15 protein-coding genes are annotated in these 16,237 nt (G+C 49.9%); 12 read left to right on the top strand and 3 right to left on the bottom strand.

Annotated features, from left to right (window positions below; genetic code table 11):
- Nucleotides 1-88: 88 nt before the first annotated feature.
- The 3 genes from ACTQZS_RS09180 to ACTQZS_RS09190 all read right to left on the bottom strand — a co-directional run bounded on the left by ACTQZS_RS09180 (nucleotide 89) and on the right by ACTQZS_RS09190 (nucleotide 2,099).
- On the bottom strand, nucleotides 89-520 hold the full coding sequence (locus tag ACTQZS_RS09180) for an Hsp20/alpha crystallin family protein (RefSeq protein ID WP_441475539.1): 432 nt from the start codon (nucleotides 518-520) through the stop codon (nucleotides 89-91).
- Between the two features lie 374 nt (nucleotides 521-894).
- Nucleotides 895-1,152 (bottom strand): TIGR03905 family TSCPD domain-containing protein, encoded by a 258-nt coding sequence (locus ACTQZS_RS09185; RefSeq protein WP_441475540.1) that lies wholly within the window; start codon nucleotides 1,150-1,152, stop codon nucleotides 895-897.
- A 68-nt stretch (nucleotides 1,153-1,220) separates the two neighbouring features.
- Complete coding sequence (locus tag ACTQZS_RS09190) at nucleotides 1,221-2,099, bottom strand: HAD family hydrolase (protein WP_441475541.1); 879 nt, start codon at nucleotides 2,097-2,099, stop codon at nucleotides 1,221-1,223.
- 386 nt (nucleotides 2,100-2,485) lie between these two features.
- Here ACTQZS_RS09190 and mutY point away from each other — a divergent pair, with 386 nt between their 5' ends.
- From mutY to rfbD, 12 genes are all read left to right on the top strand, one after another.
- Complete coding sequence (mutY, locus tag ACTQZS_RS09195) at nucleotides 2,486-3,706, top strand: A/G-specific adenine glycosylase (protein WP_441475542.1); 1,221 nt, start codon at nucleotides 2,486-2,488, stop codon at nucleotides 3,704-3,706.
- 321 nt (nucleotides 3,707-4,027) lie between these two features.
- Nucleotides 4,028-5,056 carry a glycosyltransferase family 2 protein gene (locus tag ACTQZS_RS09200; RefSeq protein WP_441475543.1) on the top strand — a complete coding sequence of 343 codons (1,029 nt, stop codon included), beginning with the start codon at nucleotides 4,028-4,030 and terminating at the stop codon, nucleotides 5,054-5,056.
- Nucleotides 5,057-5,089: 33 nt separating this feature from the next.
- On the top strand, nucleotides 5,090-5,659 hold the full coding sequence (ispF, locus tag ACTQZS_RS09205; protein WP_441475544.1) for a 2-C-methyl-D-erythritol 2,4-cyclodiphosphate synthase: 570 nt from the start codon (nucleotides 5,090-5,092) through the stop codon (nucleotides 5,657-5,659).
- A 208-nt stretch (nucleotides 5,660-5,867) separates the two neighbouring features.
- Complete coding sequence (cysS, locus tag ACTQZS_RS09210) at nucleotides 5,868-7,352, top strand: cysteine--tRNA ligase (protein WP_441475599.1); 1,485 nt, start codon at nucleotides 5,868-5,870, stop codon at nucleotides 7,350-7,352.
- 132 nt (nucleotides 7,353-7,484) lie between these two features.
- Entirely contained in the window at nucleotides 7,485-8,015 is a 531-nt protein-coding gene (locus ACTQZS_RS09215; protein ID WP_441475545.1) for a Mini-ribonuclease 3, read from the top strand.
- A gap of 455 nt (nucleotides 8,016-8,470) precedes the next feature.
- Nucleotides 8,471-9,235 (top strand): 23S rRNA (guanosine(2251)-2'-O)-methyltransferase RlmB, encoded by a 765-nt coding sequence (gene rlmB, locus ACTQZS_RS09220; RefSeq protein ID WP_441475600.1) that lies wholly within the window; start codon nucleotides 8,471-8,473, stop codon nucleotides 9,233-9,235.
- Between the two features lie 188 nt (nucleotides 9,236-9,423).
- Nucleotides 9,424-10,026: a sigma-70 family RNA polymerase sigma factor gene (locus ACTQZS_RS09225; protein WP_441475546.1), complete on the top strand. Its 603-nt coding sequence runs from the start codon at nucleotides 9,424-9,426 to the stop codon at nucleotides 10,024-10,026.
- A gap of 183 nt (nucleotides 10,027-10,209) precedes the next feature.
- The gene (locus tag ACTQZS_RS09230) at nucleotides 10,210-11,598 is read left to right on the top strand and encodes an exopolysaccharide biosynthesis polyprenyl glycosylphosphotransferase (RefSeq protein ID WP_441475547.1); all 1,389 of its coding nucleotides are present in this window, start codon (nucleotides 10,210-10,212) and stop codon (nucleotides 11,596-11,598) included.
- Nucleotides 11,599-11,730: 132 nt separating this feature from the next.
- Complete coding sequence (locus ACTQZS_RS09235) at nucleotides 11,731-13,050, top strand: hypothetical protein (protein ID WP_441475548.1); 1,320 nt, start codon at nucleotides 11,731-11,733, stop codon at nucleotides 13,048-13,050.
- Nucleotides 13,051-13,195: 145 nt separating this feature from the next.
- Nucleotides 13,196-14,098 (top strand): glucose-1-phosphate thymidylyltransferase RfbA, encoded by a 903-nt coding sequence (gene rfbA / locus ACTQZS_RS09240; RefSeq protein WP_441475549.1) that lies wholly within the window; start codon nucleotides 13,196-13,198, stop codon nucleotides 14,096-14,098.
- Nucleotides 14,099-14,125: 27 nt separating this feature from the next.
- Nucleotides 14,126-15,157 (top strand): dTDP-glucose 4,6-dehydratase, encoded by a 1,032-nt coding sequence (rfbB, locus tag ACTQZS_RS09245; protein WP_441475550.1) that lies wholly within the window; start codon nucleotides 14,126-14,128, stop codon nucleotides 15,155-15,157.
- Nucleotides 15,157-16,077: a dTDP-4-dehydrorhamnose reductase gene (gene rfbD, locus ACTQZS_RS09250; protein WP_441475551.1), complete on the top strand. Its 921-nt coding sequence runs from the start codon at nucleotides 15,157-15,159 to the stop codon at nucleotides 16,075-16,077. Before rfbB ends, rfbD begins: the two co-directional genes overlap by 1 nt.
- Nucleotides 16,078-16,237: the final 160 nt, after the last annotated feature.

Below are 16,237 nucleotides of genomic sequence, written 5' to 3' on the forward strand. Positions count from 1 at the left end.
CGTTTTACTCTATATGATTCTGTGAGAAAGTGAGGAAGGACCAGAATAGTCTTATCCTTCGAGGAAATGAGGAAGGATCAGAATGGTTTTATCCTTCGATGGCAATGGTCTTTTTTGTTTCTTCCTTCTTCGGTACTTCTTTTGGAATACTGAGAGTCAGAATTCCATTTTCAAATTTCGCGTGAATGTCTTCCGGCTCGATGTTTTCACCGACATAGAAGGATCTGGTCACGGTGCCTGTGTAGCGTTCACGGCGTACATATCTGCCGTTTTCATCCTTCTTGTCATTATTCTCGTTTCTGGCTGCGGTGACTGTCAGATAACCGTCTTTAATCTCGGCGTGTACCTCATCTTTTCCGTATCCCGGAAGTTCCATCTCCAGCTGATAGCTGTCCTTTGTTTCCTTAATATCTGTATTCATGCGGTGAGCGGGAGCAGAAGGTGTGTTGAACCAACGTCCATTCCATGCCTGATCCATAAAGTCATCAAAAGTATCTCCAAAAAGTTCCGGCAGTAACATAAGTCATTCCTCCTTTATATTTTTGATTTATGTTTTTGATTTTCTGTAATACGAGGCGGCTATTCAGGAAGCCTGTTCCATAGAAGCGGTCTTTCTGTGCTGCTTCTGTTTTGTGCCGCTTTATTGCTGCTGTTTTTTTGTTGTTTTATTGGTGCTATTTTATTGGCACTGTTATTGGTACTGTTTTATTGCTATTGTTTTATTGTTTCTTTATTGTTGTTTTATGAGTTCCTTCTTTTTGGAACAATTTTGTTATAACACTTGTTACTAGCACTGTCAAGTGGCGAGTGCTAATTTTTCTTAAAAAATTAAACAGGATTGCGTGAAAAATCGCGCCGGCTGCAGGAACCGGCGCGAAACAGACTGCTTTTCGGTTATTTCGAGGCGTTTTCAACAGCTTCGAGGAGTGCCCTGGAAAGCTGGTCCGGACAGGAGGTGTTTTTAAATCCACAGGTTGTACCCTTTAAGATGTCTGCGACCTCAGTTGCCTTGCGGCCCTCGACCAGACGGCTGATGCCGGAGAGATTTCCGTTGCAGCCTCCGGTAAAGCTTACGTTTGTGAGAATGCCGTCATTGATGTCGAAATCAATGAGCTGGGAACAGGTTCCTTTTGTTTTGTACTGGTAATGCATAAAAATCCTTCTTTCTGTGTATATGTGTGATGTTAATGTTATCTCTTTCGCGTGCCTCACACGCGCTCTTATATGTGACCTGCCTTCGTTTTTGAGGAGATGATCAGATCAGGAAGGTCGCAGATTCGCCGGATGATTCCATCCGGATCTGTTACACTTCCGAAACCGTAGGATGCCCAGAGGAAGCGTATGGAGGGATCGGGGGCCTTGCAATCATTATGCGATGAATCGCAACATTCGTTTTCCTGTTTCTGCCGGGCCTCTTTCTTCAGGAGACGGTCCGCCTCCCTTGTCGCGTCAAAGTCCGCCTGAATATCGCCGATGTAAAGAGCGTTCTGAAGATGATATTCAGAAGCAATGCGGTAGATATTATACGCCTTAAGTCGGTCTGTGTCTCCGGGACAGAGATGAGCCGTGATATAGCAACCAAGACCGGTCAGCCGGAGAAACTGCTCAATATAACCGCTCTGGCAATTGCTGACGATGAAGCAGGGAATACCTGGCGGCAGCTGGTGCGAGGCTTTTGTGCGGGGCAGACCGGCTTTTGATTCTCCGGATTTGTGTGGGTCTATTCCTGTGAGAGCCTGAAGAGTTCGTTCCAGTCCTTCATAGGGCTCGGGAGGGTTGCGGTCGATTGCAATTTCCTCGGCCTCATACCATTGCCGAAGAAGATCAGTCTTTTCCGCATCGGGGAGATCCGGAAGAAGATCGTCGGCGATAGTCTCAAGTGGCTTTCCGAATTCACGGCGCAGATCCTCGCTGTTAATCCGCGCGCCTGAACCGCCGCCCTCCGGATGAATCAGATGGAGGGGAGGAAGATGACGGGAGCGGTAGTCCCGGTTCATAGAATCCAGCACGGTATTCCATGCCTCGGCAACAACCGGTGTGGTATCCCAAAGCGTGCCGTCTACATCGAAGATGATTCCGTCTGTCTGCAGTTTGTTCATATAACCTCTTTTCTGTTCGTCTATTGCCTTCTGCTGCAGCTTCCGGATATCTGTGTCACCGGTATTCAGGCAGAAGCGGGTGGCCGCGCCTGACGGGAAGTGGAGCTGCTTTTCCTATTGTATATAGGTTATGCGACAGGTGTCAATCTTTATTGCCGTCCAGATTGGGGATTAGGGATATAGGTTATGCGGCAGGTGTCAATCTTTATTGCTGTCCAGACTGGTGTATGGTCCTGAGTGGTCCGGAGTATCTGTTCGATTTACATTGAGTCTGTTATAATAACTTGAAGATGGCTCGGAGAATATCGTGTATAACTGCCAGGTAAAACAATGTGGATAATCAGAGGATAGAAAATCAGAAGACAGCAGAATCGGAGGAATTTTCAGTGGACAGGATCTCAGAGAATGTGATTCCGGAGGAACTGATGTTGAAGAAAAAGGTCTCGGAGGAGAGGATCCGGGAGATGCGGCGGATCTTACTTCCTCTGGGCAGATGGTATCAGGCGAACAGGAGAGATCTTCCCTGGAGAAGGGAGAAAAATCCGTATCACACGTGGATATCGGAAATTATGCTTCAGCAGACCCGGGTGGAGGCAGTGAAGGAGTATTACACGAAATTTCTGCTTGCGCTTCCCTCGGTCAGAGACCTTGCGTGCTGCCCGGAGGACCGCCTCATGAAGCTGTGGGAGGGCCTCGGGTATTACAGCAGAGTCCGTAACATGCAGAAAGCCGCAATCCAGATCATGAATTATTTCGGAGGAAAGATTCCTGACGATGTGAAGACACTGAAAACCCTTAAAGGGATCGGAGACTACACAGCCGGAGCAATCGCTTCGATTGCATTCGGAAAGCCGCAGGCGGCAGTGGATGGAAATGTACTCCGGGTAATAACCCGGGTACTGGCAGATCCCTCTGACATCACAAGACAGAAATACCGCAAAGAGATTGAAGACAGTCTGACAGGGGCGATGAAGCTGGAGTTATCCGGCACCACAGCAGAGAATCCGATTACACCCGGGGATTTCAACCAGGGTATGATGGACCTGGGAGCGACGATCTGTCTGCCAGTGGGGGTGCCGAAATGCGCGGAGTGTCCGCTTGTAAAGTGGTGCAAAGCGCATGAACAGGGACGGGAGATGGATTTTCCCGTAAAGTCTGAAAAAAAGCCTCGCCGGATGGAGATGCGGACGATCCTTGTGGTGCGGGACGGAGACAGGGTACTTTTGAACCGAAGGCCGGAGAAGGGGCTGCTTGCGGGATTGTATGAGTTTCCGAACCTTGAGGGGAGTCTTAGTGAAGAAGAGGCGCTGAACAAGGTGAAGGAGCTGGGACTGCCGGCTCTTTATATTAGGAGACTGGAAGACAGCAGACACATTTTTTCGCATATTGAGTGGCAGATGAGGGGATATGAAATCCGGGTCGGCTCTTTTCCGGATCGCCTGTCCGTGGGGGCAGACGAGACTTCTGGCAAGAAAGCGGGAGCCGGTCTGTTTTTTGCGGAGATTGATGAAATAAGAAGAAAATATGCTGTTCCCTCCGCCTACAAGGCCTATGCGCGCGCGCTGAATATGAACAGAGCAGAGAGCGCCGGATCGCAAAAGAGATAAATCCGTGGGAATCAGCTCGTCAGGTATTCCGTCAGGAAAAAGTCTGTATCTGCATATTTGTAGTTATATATTCGTATGTGCATAACTGTATCAGCTCACGAAACCGTGCCGGAAACAGACGGTAAGGCAGTGTGAGCGGATGTTTGCGTAGAATGGAATGGCCGGAGGGACAGGCGAAAACAGCAGACGGCGTGAAGAATGATGTGCGGAGAACAGCCTGCGTGATCTGGCAAGGATATGCGAGATTGCAATTTGACAGGTCTTGTGGCATTATAGAAACGGTATATTCTGCCGAATTGAAAGAAAGGTTTAACGGGGAAGATGAAGTTACTCAGCGTTACTGTACCATGTTACAATTCCGAAAGCTACATGAGAAAGTGCATTGAATCTCTCCTTACCGGAGGTGAGGATGTTGAGATTCTGATCGTTGATGACGGATCGACGAAGGATCGGACAGCCGAGATCGCGGATGAATATCAGGAAAAATATCCAACGATTGTCCGGGCTATTCATCAGGAGAATAAAGGTCACGGCGGGGCTGTCAATACCGGAATCGATCATGCGACCGGACTCTATTTCAAGGTTGTGGACAGCGATGACTGGCTGGACAGAAGCGCTTTTGAAAAGGTGCTCGACGCTTTGCGGGGACTTGCAAAGTCCGGCAATATCGTCGACGCTTTTTTTGCGAACTATGTGTATGAGAAGCAGAATCGGAAATACAGAAAATATGTGATGCGATACAGAATGTATTTTCCGGAAGGCAGAATCTTCGGATGGGATCAGGTAAAGCGGATGAACGTGTTCCACTATGTGCTGATGCATTCGCTGATTTACCGGACAGAGCTGCTCAGGGAGGTGGAACTTAGGCTTCCGGAGCATACGTTCTATGTTGATAATATCTATGCGTTTGTGCCTTTTTCCAGGGTGAAGACCATGTATTATCTGAATGTCAATCTGTACCGCTATTTCATTGGACGTTCGGATCAGAGCGTGAACGAGAAGGTCATGATGTCGAGATTTCCGCAGCAGCTCCGGGTTGCCTATTTGATGCTGGATTATTTTGAACAGTTCCATAAACTCCGGCTTCATCCGAAGCAGAGAGAATTTTTGATCCATGATGTATTGATCATCATGATGATAACGACTTCCATGATGATGCGTTCCGAGGACCCGGAGATGCTGAAGGAAAAGGCTCCGCTGTGGAATCGTCTGAAGAAGGTCGATTATATGGCGTTTCTGAAAATTCGTGCCAGCGCGTCCGGTGTGGCGCTGAATCTTCCCGGGGAGGGTGGACGAAAAGTAGTGAAGAAAGGGTATCATGTTCTGGAGAAGGTCTTCGGCTTTGACTGATTCGGGAATGGTGCGACAGGTGCTTATCACAGAATGAGAATAGGAACAGGATATGATGTACACAAGCTGACAGAGGGGCGGAAGCTGATCCTCTGCGGCGTTGAAATACCTTATGAGAAAGGGCTTCTGGGGCATTCTGACGCCGACGTTGCTCTGCATGCCATCATGGATGCGCTTCTCGGCGCGGCTGCAATGAAGGATATCGGCTATCATTTTCCGGATACAGATCCTGCATATGAGGGCGCATCCAGTATGGATCTGCTCCGGAAAGTCGGCGGGATGCTTGAAGACGGCATGTACATCATTTCGAATATTGACTGCACGATCATCTGCCAGAGGCCTAAGCTGAGGCCGTATCTGGATGAGATGGCCGGAAACGTCGCGGAAGCGCTTGGCCTGCTTGAGGATCAGGTGAATATCAAGGCGACTACGGAGGAAGGCCTCGGCTTCACAGGGAGCGGAGAAGGAATTTCCGCGCAGGCGGTGTGCCTGATTGAACGAGCGCTGGAGCGGATGCCGGATGACCGTATGGAAAGCTCCGGACATGGATGCGCTTCCTGTCCGATGCGTACGCTTGCCAAGACCGAAGCGGATGTCCGGTAATTGTCAGACAGTTCCCGGACGCGGATCCGGATGATCGGATACAGATTAAATCGGATGCAGATTAAAAATCGTATACATATTAAACGTATACATATTAAACGTATACATATTAAACCGGATGCAGATTAAGCCGGATACAGATTAAAAGAGAAGAATCCGGCCACAGCGTGGCCGTTATGATATATGACAGGAGGCAGACCAGATGTCAATCAGATTTTATAATACACTGACAAAGACGAAACAGGAGTTTAAACCGATCACACCGGGCAAGGTTACGATGTATGTATGCGGACCAACCGTTTACAACCTGATTCATATTGGCAACGCAAGACCCATGATCGTGTTTGATACGCTTCGGCGCTACCTGACTTACAAGGGTTATGATGTGAACTATGTGTCGAATTTTACCGATGTCGATGACAAGATCATTCAGAGAGCGAATGAGGAGGGAGTAACGGCAGCGGAGCTTTCGCAGAAGTATATCCGTGAGACAAAGAAGGATATGGCAGACATGAATGTTCTTCCGGCCACGACGCATCCTCTCGCGACGCAGGAGATCGACGGTATGATCCGCCTGATCCGGGATCTGGAGGAGAAGGGATTCGCCTACAATGTAAACGGAACCGTTTATTTCCGCACCAGAAAGGACCCGGGATACGGAAAGCTCTCCCACAAGAATCTTGATGATCTGCGTTCGGGGTTCAGGGATCTGAAGGTAACGGGCGAGGCGGAGAAGGAAGATCCGCTTGATTTTGTACTGTGGAAGCCTAAAAAGGAGGGGGAACCCTTCTGGAAAAGCCCCTGGGGAGATGGAAGACCGGGCTGGCACACCGAGTGCTGCGTGATGTCCCGAAAGTATCTGCACGCGACCACCATCGACATTCATGCAGGCGGAGAGGATCTGATTTTCCCACATCATGAGAACGAGATCGCTCAGGTGGAGTGCGCGACCGGTCAGGAGTTTGCTAACTACTGGCTCCACAACGCATTTTTGAATATTGACAACGTGAAGATGTCGAAATCACTTGGAAACTTCAAGACAGTGCGTGAGGTCGGTGAGCATTATGACCTTCAGGTTCTCCGTTTCTTCATGCTCTCGGCGCATTATCGCAGGGTTCTGAACTTCAGTGCCGATATCATGGAGGCCGCAAAGGCATCCCTCGGCAGAATCCGAACCGCGGTGAGCACTCTGAATGATCACATTTCCGGGGCGAAGAGTGTGCCTCTGACGGAGGATGAGAAGAGAAAGCTCGGCATTGATGAAGAGGGAAAGAAGATCCCGTTTGAATTCAAAAAGGACCCGATGACCGGAGCGGAGATCTGGCCGGAGGATATGCGGCGTTTCCGCCTTGAATTTGAGAGGGCAATGGACGATGACCTGAATACGGCGGATGCCGAGACAGCTATTTTTAATCTCGTGAAATTCGCGAATGTAGAAGTGACCGCAGAAAGTTCCCGGGAGTTTGCTGAGGCGGTGAAGAAGGAGATTGTCGAACTGTCCGATATTCTCGGACTGATCGTTGATGTCAGGGAGGAAGATCTGGACGAAGAGATCGAGCAGAAGATCGCTGAACGGAATGCGGCCCGCAAGGCGAAGGATTTTGCAAAGGCCGATGCCATCCGCGATGAGCTTCTCGCAAAAGGCATCATATTGAAAGATACCCGGGATGGCGTGAAGTGGGAGAGAAAGTGATCTTCCTGGATGATTGATGTGGGCGGGAAGAATCGGAAGAAACAGCAGAGGTGAAACAGGAGAGCAAGCAATTTTTCCGGAAGGGTTGCCTGTGACGGAAGAAAAGCAGAAGAAAAGCAGAGGGAAAACAGATTGGATGAGAGAGAAAATCTGGCGGCGGAGCTCGTCCGCAATCTGGAGGAAAAATATGCGCTTCCGGATTTTGACGCGAAACAGTATTCACCGCTGACGCTTGCGTATATCGGTGACTGCATCTATGAGCTGATCATACGGACGCTGCTTGTGCGGGAATCAAATGCTCCTGTGAATAAGCTTCATCGGACGGCCAGCAGCCTGGTCAAGGCGGAGACACAGTCGGAGATGATTGGTGTGTTCGAGGAGAGAGATCTCCTGACAGAGGATGAGAAGCGTGTATTTCATCGGGGCAGGAATGCCAAGGCATATACGCACGCTAAGAACGCGAGTATTCAGGAATACCGGAGAGCTACAGGTTTTGAGGCTGTCTGCGGATATCTGTATCTGAAGGGAGATGTCGGAAGACTGGTGGAGCTCGTCAGTACAGGGATTTCAGAACATTATCGGAATCTCGGAGAATCTCCCTTCCGTATTGCGGAAAAGGAAACAGATCCGGACAACCACACAGGGAAGACGGCAAAGCCATAGAAACCTGCTTATGCTTCGCGACAGGGCGGTCTGTCTGCCTTTTTAAGAACAATTAGAGTAACGCGTATGCTGCTAACAGCGCCACGTACTGCATAAGTGACGGATTGATCCGTGCTATGCGCTCCCGCAATTCCAGATGGATCGACACACAGGAGGATATGATGAAAAATTCGTATAGAAACAATGGATCTTCGAGAGGACAGAGGCCGGGTGCCGGGAGGCACGGAGGCGGTTCGGACAGATATCGTGAAGATGGATCCGGAAGAAACGGATTTTATAAGAGTGATATGAGGGACGAATCCGGCAGAAGTGGCGGTTATAGAGGCGCATCCCGCAAGAATGACAGTTACAGAAGAATGTACGGGAAAAACGAAAGCAATGAAGCGTCCGGAAGAAACGAAAGTTATAAGGATAAGAACCTGAGAAGAAGGGAAAGAGCGGAAAGAACAGTAGCGCTGCCTCAGACGGAGACGGACCGGGAGTTCGAGGAGAATCCGAACCGTCTGGAAGGGAAAAATGCGGTGCTTGAGGCCTTTCGTTCAGGCCGGAGCGTAGACAAGGTCTATCTGCAGGAAAACCTGCACGATGGAATGATCATGACAATTGCAAGGGAGGCCAGAAAAGCCGGGACAATCATCAGCTACGTTCCGAAGGAAAGACTGAACATGATGTCCGAGACCGGGAGCCACCAAGGGGTGATTGCAGTTGTCGCCTCTTATCCTTATGCCGAGGTTTCCGACATGCTGAAGGCGGCAAGGGAAAAGGGAGAGAAACCTTTCCTCTTTCTTCTGGATGGGATCGAGGATCCGCACAATCTTGGAGCCATTATCCGTACCGCGAATCTTGCGGGGGCGCATGGCGTAATCATTACGAAACACCGCGCGGTAGGCCTGACGGCGACCGTCGCAAAGGCCTCTGCCGGTGCAATTAACTACACGCCGGTCGCGAAGGTCACGAATCTTGCGGCTGTCATCGACGAGCTGAAGAAAGAAGGCATCTGGTTTGTCTGCGCGGATATGGGCGGAACCCCGATGTATGACCTGGATCTCACCGGCCCCATTGGACTTGTCATCGGAAATGAGGGAGAGGGTGTGAGCCGGCTGGTCAGGGAAAAGTGCGATTTTGTCGCTTCGGTTCCAATGAAGGGAGATATCGATTCCCTTAATGCATCCGTGGCGGCTGGTGTGCTGGCCTATGAAATTGTTCGTCAGAGACGCTGAAGTATCCGGCAATTGTAGAATTATCCGCTAGATACGCAGAGGCTTGCGGTAACCACAGAATGCCTATTACGTCTGCACGCGAGGCGGTTGATTCAGGTTAGATACGCAGAGGCTCGCGGCAGCCACAGAATGGCCTGGCAGAAACCGTGAGGCTTCAGACAGCAAATTGTTCTTCAATATACAGGATTATGAAAAACAGTGAGTACGAGGGAATTCCGGACGAGGAGCTGATTCGCCGGCTCCGTAGCGGCGAGACCGGGATCGAGGATTTTCTGCTTGAAAAGTACAAGAAAACAGTCCGTTCTCTGGCGAGGGAGCTATATTTGGCCGGCGGAGACAGGGAGGACCTGCTGCAGGAGGGTATGCTTGGCCTGTTCAAGGCAATCCGGGACTATAACCCGGATGAAAACGCATCCTTCCGGACTTATGCAGGACTCCTGATATCCAGACAGATGTATACAGCTGTGGTCTCCGCCAGCCGGCAAAAGCACAGACCTCTAAACAGCTCGATTTCCATAAGTGAGCTCCAGGATAACCGCAAAGACGCGGAGCTGGGCGCCGCGGACAGCCCGGAGAATATTTTGATTGATTTTGAAAATGCCAGAAATCTCAGAGATGAGATCAATCAGGCACTGAGCCGGATGGAGAGAGAGGTTCTCGAATTTTATCTGGACGGAATGGATTATCATGAGATTGCCGGGAGAATGAACCGGACCCCGAAATCCATAGACAATGCTCTCCAGAGAATTCGCGGAAAGGTGCAGGAGATTGTAATCCGAAAAGGGCCGTGAACATGTAGAGAAAATTCTGCCCAGATGGCAGGTTGGGGAGTATGAATCCGGAGAGAACGACAGATTCCGGCTTTTACCGGTGAGAACGTCAGATCCCGGCTTCTTTACAAGGAACTTCGCGTATGCTAAAATTGTAATAACTATGTCATCATCCTTTCCTGACGAAAGGTAACGAGGATAAATATGGAGAACAAAAAAGTTACCCACTCTGCCAGGCTGGTACTCCGTCTATGGAATGTCGGCCTGTTTGCGCTTGTATGGGCATTCTTTTATAACGACTACGCGTTTGACACCTACAAGATACCCGGCATGATCGCCAGTATCCTGATCTTTTATATCATTTACAATCTCCTTTGCAGTGTGTACAAGGCATTCCGTATCGCGTCCACCAATATGGGAGAAATTGTCTTTTCGCAGTTTATTTCGTTTGCCATTACGGATTTTATCCTGTATGTAGAGTGCTGCCTGATCTACAACCAGGTGGTCAATATTCTGCCGGGAGCTTTTATTGTTCTGCTTCAGTTGGTCGGAACGATAAACATTGTCGTTTTTACGAAGCGGTACTTCATGAAGCATGTCGCTCCGCAGAAGACGCTGGTACTTTACGGGAAAAAGATCAGCCCGGAGGAGGTGCTTGCCTTTGAACAGAGACTCCTGAAGAAATACAAGCATCTGTTTTCCGTTATCTATACCGAGAGAGAGGAGATCGGGGAAGAAATATTGCTGCAGCACATGCAGGGCTGCTGCACCGTCATCATGTATGGGGTTACCTTTGAGACAAGGGCGTCTGTGAGTGAGATGTGCATTGAGCACAAGAAGAATTTCTACTACACCCCTGAGCTTCTGGATATCTTTGGCCTCGGCTGTGAGCCGAAGCATCTTCTGGATACTCCTCTGATGAAATATGAGTATAACTATAATAACAAGAAATATCAGGGGATAAAGCGTGCGCTGGATATTATTTTTTCTCTGTTTCTTATCATCGTCACTTCTCCGGTTATGCTGTTTGTCGCCATCTGCATCAAGGCAGAGGATCACGGGCCGGTATTCTTCCGCCAGAAGCGTTATACCAAGGACGCGAGAGTTTTTGAGATCCTCAAGTTCCGGAGTATGGTTGTCGATGCGGATAAGTACGGAGTCCTTCCGACAACGGATAAGGATCCCAGAATTACAAGGACCGGACGAGTGATCCGGAAGTTCCGGCTGGACGAGTTTCCCCAGTTTTTCAACATTCTGAAGGGGGATATGAGTTTCGTCGGCCCCAGACCGGAGCGGGTGGAACACGTGGACGAATACGTCAGGGAAATACCGGAATTTCGTTACCGTCTTTCGGTCAAGGGAGGACTTACCGGTTACGCTCAGGTATTTGGCAAGTATAACACCTCCGCGCATGATAAACTTCTCCTCGATCTGATGTATATCGAGAATCAGTCGATCCTGATGGATATCAAGCTGGTGCTGCTGACTGCAAGAACTGTATTTCAGCCGGAAAGCACGGAGGGCTTTGATCAGGAAGCTCAGCAGAAGATGAACGAAAAAACCAGGCAGAATGAGGAACAGCACGGCAGCTGAGAGACGTGATCTGTGTATGGCGCGGAGAACGTTGACAGCGAGAAGAACAGGACAGTCTATGTGGGGAAGCAGCGGCTTCTGCCGTCGGATTTTTGCCAGGTATTATCCTGATATTTTTGGAAAGGGATCTTTATGAAGGTTGCGATCGTAACGCATTCCTCAACATTTGAAGACAGAGCAGAGGCGGTAGCCCGGTTTTTCGAGGAAAAAGGGCATACCGCTGTTCGCGTTTTTTCAGATTTCGATCATCATGGCAAACGAACGGTTCAAAGAGAAGCGGAAAATCATGTCTACATCCACCTCAGACCATATACCAGGAATCTTTCGCTTACGCGTCTCATGGCAATCCGCCGATTTGCGCTCGACGCAGGGGCATATCTGGAATCTGGGGGCTTCGATCTGATTTATTTTATGATTCCTGCCAATTCCTTTGCTGCGGAAGCAGAACGGATTCGCAGAAAAACAGGTGTTCGTGTGATTTTTGACCTGATTGATCTCTGGCCGGAATCACTCCCTCTGAGGGCGGCAGCTCACCTTGCACCGATCCTGAGATGGAGAAATCTTCGGGATCATCATCTGGGATGTGCTGACGTGATCTTCACGGAATGTGGTTTTTATCGGGAACAGCTTGATTTACCAGAGAACAGAACATATACTCTTTACTGGTGCAAACTTTCCGGCGATAATAAATATAGAGCGTCAGGCGAAGGAATCCGGACAGATTCCGGAGGAGAGCCGAATCCTGAGAAGACAGGAGTCCATGATGCCGCAGCCGAAGATGTCGCAGCCGAAGATGTCGCAGCCCACGATGCTGCGGTCCATGATGCCGTGATTCATGAGGCCGTGGACAGGAAATCGTCATGTCCGGAACAAAGTCTTCGCATTGCATACATCGGCGCAATCAACAACATCATAGATATTCCGAGGATTGCGTATCTTCTGGGCGCTTTGAACCGCCGGAGGAAGGTTATTGCGGATATTATCGGAGAGGGAGAGCACAGAGATGATTTTATCCGGGAGCTTCGGAACAGAGGGATCGAGACTGTCTGTCGCGGAGCTGTCTATGAAGAAGAACGGAAGAAAGAAATTCTTTCCCGCTGCTGCCTGGGCATCAATGTGATGCGAACCGATGTGCATGTCGGTCTTTCGATGAAATCGATTGACTATCTTTCGTATGGGGTTCCGCTGATCAACAGTATCAAGGGAGATTTATGGGAATTCGCGTCGACATGCGGGATTGGTGTAAATATTCCCGACGATCTTATGGCGATGTCGCAGGGAGACCTGAATTTGCTTCTGGACAGGCTGCTTGCAGTTGCGGAAGACCCGCAGGCGCGCAGGAAATGCGTGGATTTGTACCGCAGGAATTTTACACAGGAGGCGTTTGATCGGACACTCGAACGAGCGTTGGAGGAACAGAAGCTTCTGCCGCGATCTTCCATAATTGCGTAACAGAGGGAGCAGGCAGCACACGAATACTTCGCATTCGGCTGCGGCTCACTGTTCGCGTAAATAAAAACGGTTAACAGGGAAAACGGTCAACAGAGAAACAGGTAACAAAAGAAAAAAGATATACCAAGTACAGAAAGGCATTGATATGAAAGGAATCATTCTGGCAGGCGGATCCGGAACCAGGTTATATCCGCTGACTAAGGTGACATCGAAGCAGCTTCTCCCGATTTATGACAAACCCATGATCTACTATCCGCTTTCCGTTCTGATGAATGCGGGGATCCGGGACATCCTGATTATTTCAACGCCGGCGGACACGCCGCGCTTTGAGGAACTTCTCGGAGACGGGCATCAGTTCGGCATCTCGCTGCAGTATAAGGTGCAGCCGTCTCCGGATGGTCTCGCTCAGGCTTTTATCATCGGAGCAGACTTTATCGGGGATGAGCCGGTCGCCATGATCCTTGGTGACAATATTTTCGCCGGCCATGGGCTGAAGAAGCGCCTGAGGGCTGCCGTAGAAAATGCGGAAACCGGAAAGGGAGCTACTGTGTTCGGCTATTATGTCGATGACCCGGAGAGATTTGGCATCGTGGAGTTTGACAGGGACGGAAGAGCAGTTTCCATCGAAGAAAAGCCGGCGAAGCCCAAGAGCAATTACTGTGTGACCGGATTGTATTTCTACGACAACCGCGTGGTGGAGTATGCTCAGAAGTTAAAACCGTCGGCAAGAGGAGAGCTGGAGATCACGGACCTGAACAAGATCTATCTTCAGAAGGGAGAGCTGAATGTCGAGCTTCTGGGGCAGGGCTTTACCTGGCTGGACACCGGTACACATGAGAGTCTTGTGGATGCCACAAACTTTGTAAAGATCACAGAGCAGCATCAGCACCGCAAGATCGCCTGCCTCGAGGAAATTGCCTATCTGAACGGCTGGATCACAAGGGAACAGGTACTCCGGGAGTATGAGGAGCTGAAGAAGAATCAGTATGGCCAGTATCTTATGGATGTTCTGAACAACAAATACGTCGATATCCTTCACAATGACTGAAGCATGACGGAAGCAAAGGAGAAAATCATGAATATTATTGTAACCGGCGGCGCCGGATTTATCGGAAGTAATTTTATTTTCTATGAGATGGAGCAGCATCCGGAGGACAGGATCATCTGCCTGGACAAACTGACGTATGCAGGCAACTTGTCTACGCTGGCGCCGGTTCTGGAAAAGCCGAACTTCCGTTTCGTCAAACTTGATATCTGCGACAGAGAGGGAGTTTACAGACTGTTTGAGGAGGAAAAGCCGGACATCGTCGTGAATTTCGCCGCGGAGTCTCATGTGGACCGTTCAATCGAGAATCCGACGATCTTCCTCGAGACGAATATCATCGGAACCTCTGTGCTGATGGACGCCTGCCGCAAGTATGGCATTCACAGGTATCATCAGGTTTCTACGGATGAGGTTTACGGAGATCTTCCGCTGGACCGCCCGGATCTGTTTTTCCATGAGGATACGCCGATTCACACCTCCAGTCCGTACAGCACATCCAAGGCATCTGCGGATCTTCTGGTTAACGCATACCACAGAACCTATGGGCTCCCGGTAACGATCAGCCGCTGCTCGAACAACTACGGTCCCTATCAGTTTCCGGAGAAACTGATTCCTCTGATGATCGCGAATGCGCTGGCGGACAAAAAACTTCCGGTTTATGGAGAGGGCCTGAACGTACGTGACTGGCTTTATGTGGAGGATCACTGCAAGGCCATCGACCTCATCATGCGGAAGGGAACAGTTGGAGAGGTCTACAACATCGGCGGACACAATGAGATGCACAACATCGATATCGTAAAGCTGATCCTGGATTATCTGGGCAAGCCGTATTCTCTGATTGAGCATGTTACCGACCGAAAAGGACACGACCAGAGATACGCCATTGACCCGACCAAGATCCACAATGAGCTCGGCTGGCTGCCGGAGACGATGTTCAAGGATGGAATCAAGAAGACCATTCAGTGGTATCTGGATCACAAGGAATGGTGGGAGAACATCATCCGTGGTGATTATCAGAACTATTATAATGAGATGTACGGGAAGAAAGAGGTTATCGGCTGATGAAGGTATTTGTGACAGGCGTGGCCGGGCAACTCGGACACGATGTAATGAATGAGCTGGCGGCAAGAGGCCTGGAAGGGGTAGGAACGGATCTTGCTCCTTCCTACAGCGGTATCAATGACGGATCAGCGGTAACCAGGATGCCGTATGTATCTCTCAATATAACGGACGAGGATGCGGTTGGCCGTGTTATTTCCGAGGTGAAGCCGGATGTCATTGTGCACTGTGCGGCATGGACTGCAGTTGATGCTGCGGAGGACGAGGAAAACAGGACGAAGGTCATGGCGATCAACGTGGACGGAACGAGGAATATCGCCCGCGCAGCGCGAAAAGCGGATGCAAAGATGGTCTACATCAGCACGGATTACGTGTTTGACGGACAGGGAACAGAACCATGGAAGCCGGACTGCAGGGACTACGCTCCACTCAATGTGTATGGAAAGTCAAAGCTGGGAGGGGAGCTCGCCGTCTCTGAGATCCTTGAGAAGTACTTCATCGTGCGTATTGCCTGGGTATTCGGACTGAACGGAAAGAATTTCATCCGCACGATGCTGAATGTAGGCAGGACGCACCCGGAGGTACGTGTGGTTGATGATCAGATTGGAACGCCGACTTACACGCTGGATCTGGCGCGGCTTCTGGTGGATATGATCGAAACCGAAAAGTACGGATATTATCATGCTACGAATGAGGGCGGATTTATTTCGTGGTATGACTTTACAAAAGAAATATACAGACAGGCCGGCATGCAGACCAGGGTTACCCCTGTTACCACTGCGGAGTATGGACTTTCAAAGGCGGCGCGGCCATTTAACAGCCGCCTGGACAAATCGAAGCTTGTTGAGAATGGATTTCGGCCGCTTCCGGACTGGAAGGATGCGCTGCATCGTTTTCTGGTTGAGATCGGTGAGATCGGCTGACTTCGGCGCATGAAATCCGCTGTGACAGTGTAACCGGGGAATTCGGGCGGGTCATGAAAGCCGAATCAGAGAGAAAAGGAACAGTCGCATAAAACCTGGGATTCCGAGAGGAAGGCAACCGTTTTACTGCGGGCGTTCCTTTTTGCGTTCGCGCCTGCAT

The organism is Bilifractor sp. LCP19S3_H10, assembly GCF_052119185.1.
In the GTDB taxonomy this organism is placed as follows: Bacteria; Bacillota; Clostridia; order Lachnospirales; family Lachnospiraceae; genus Bilifractor.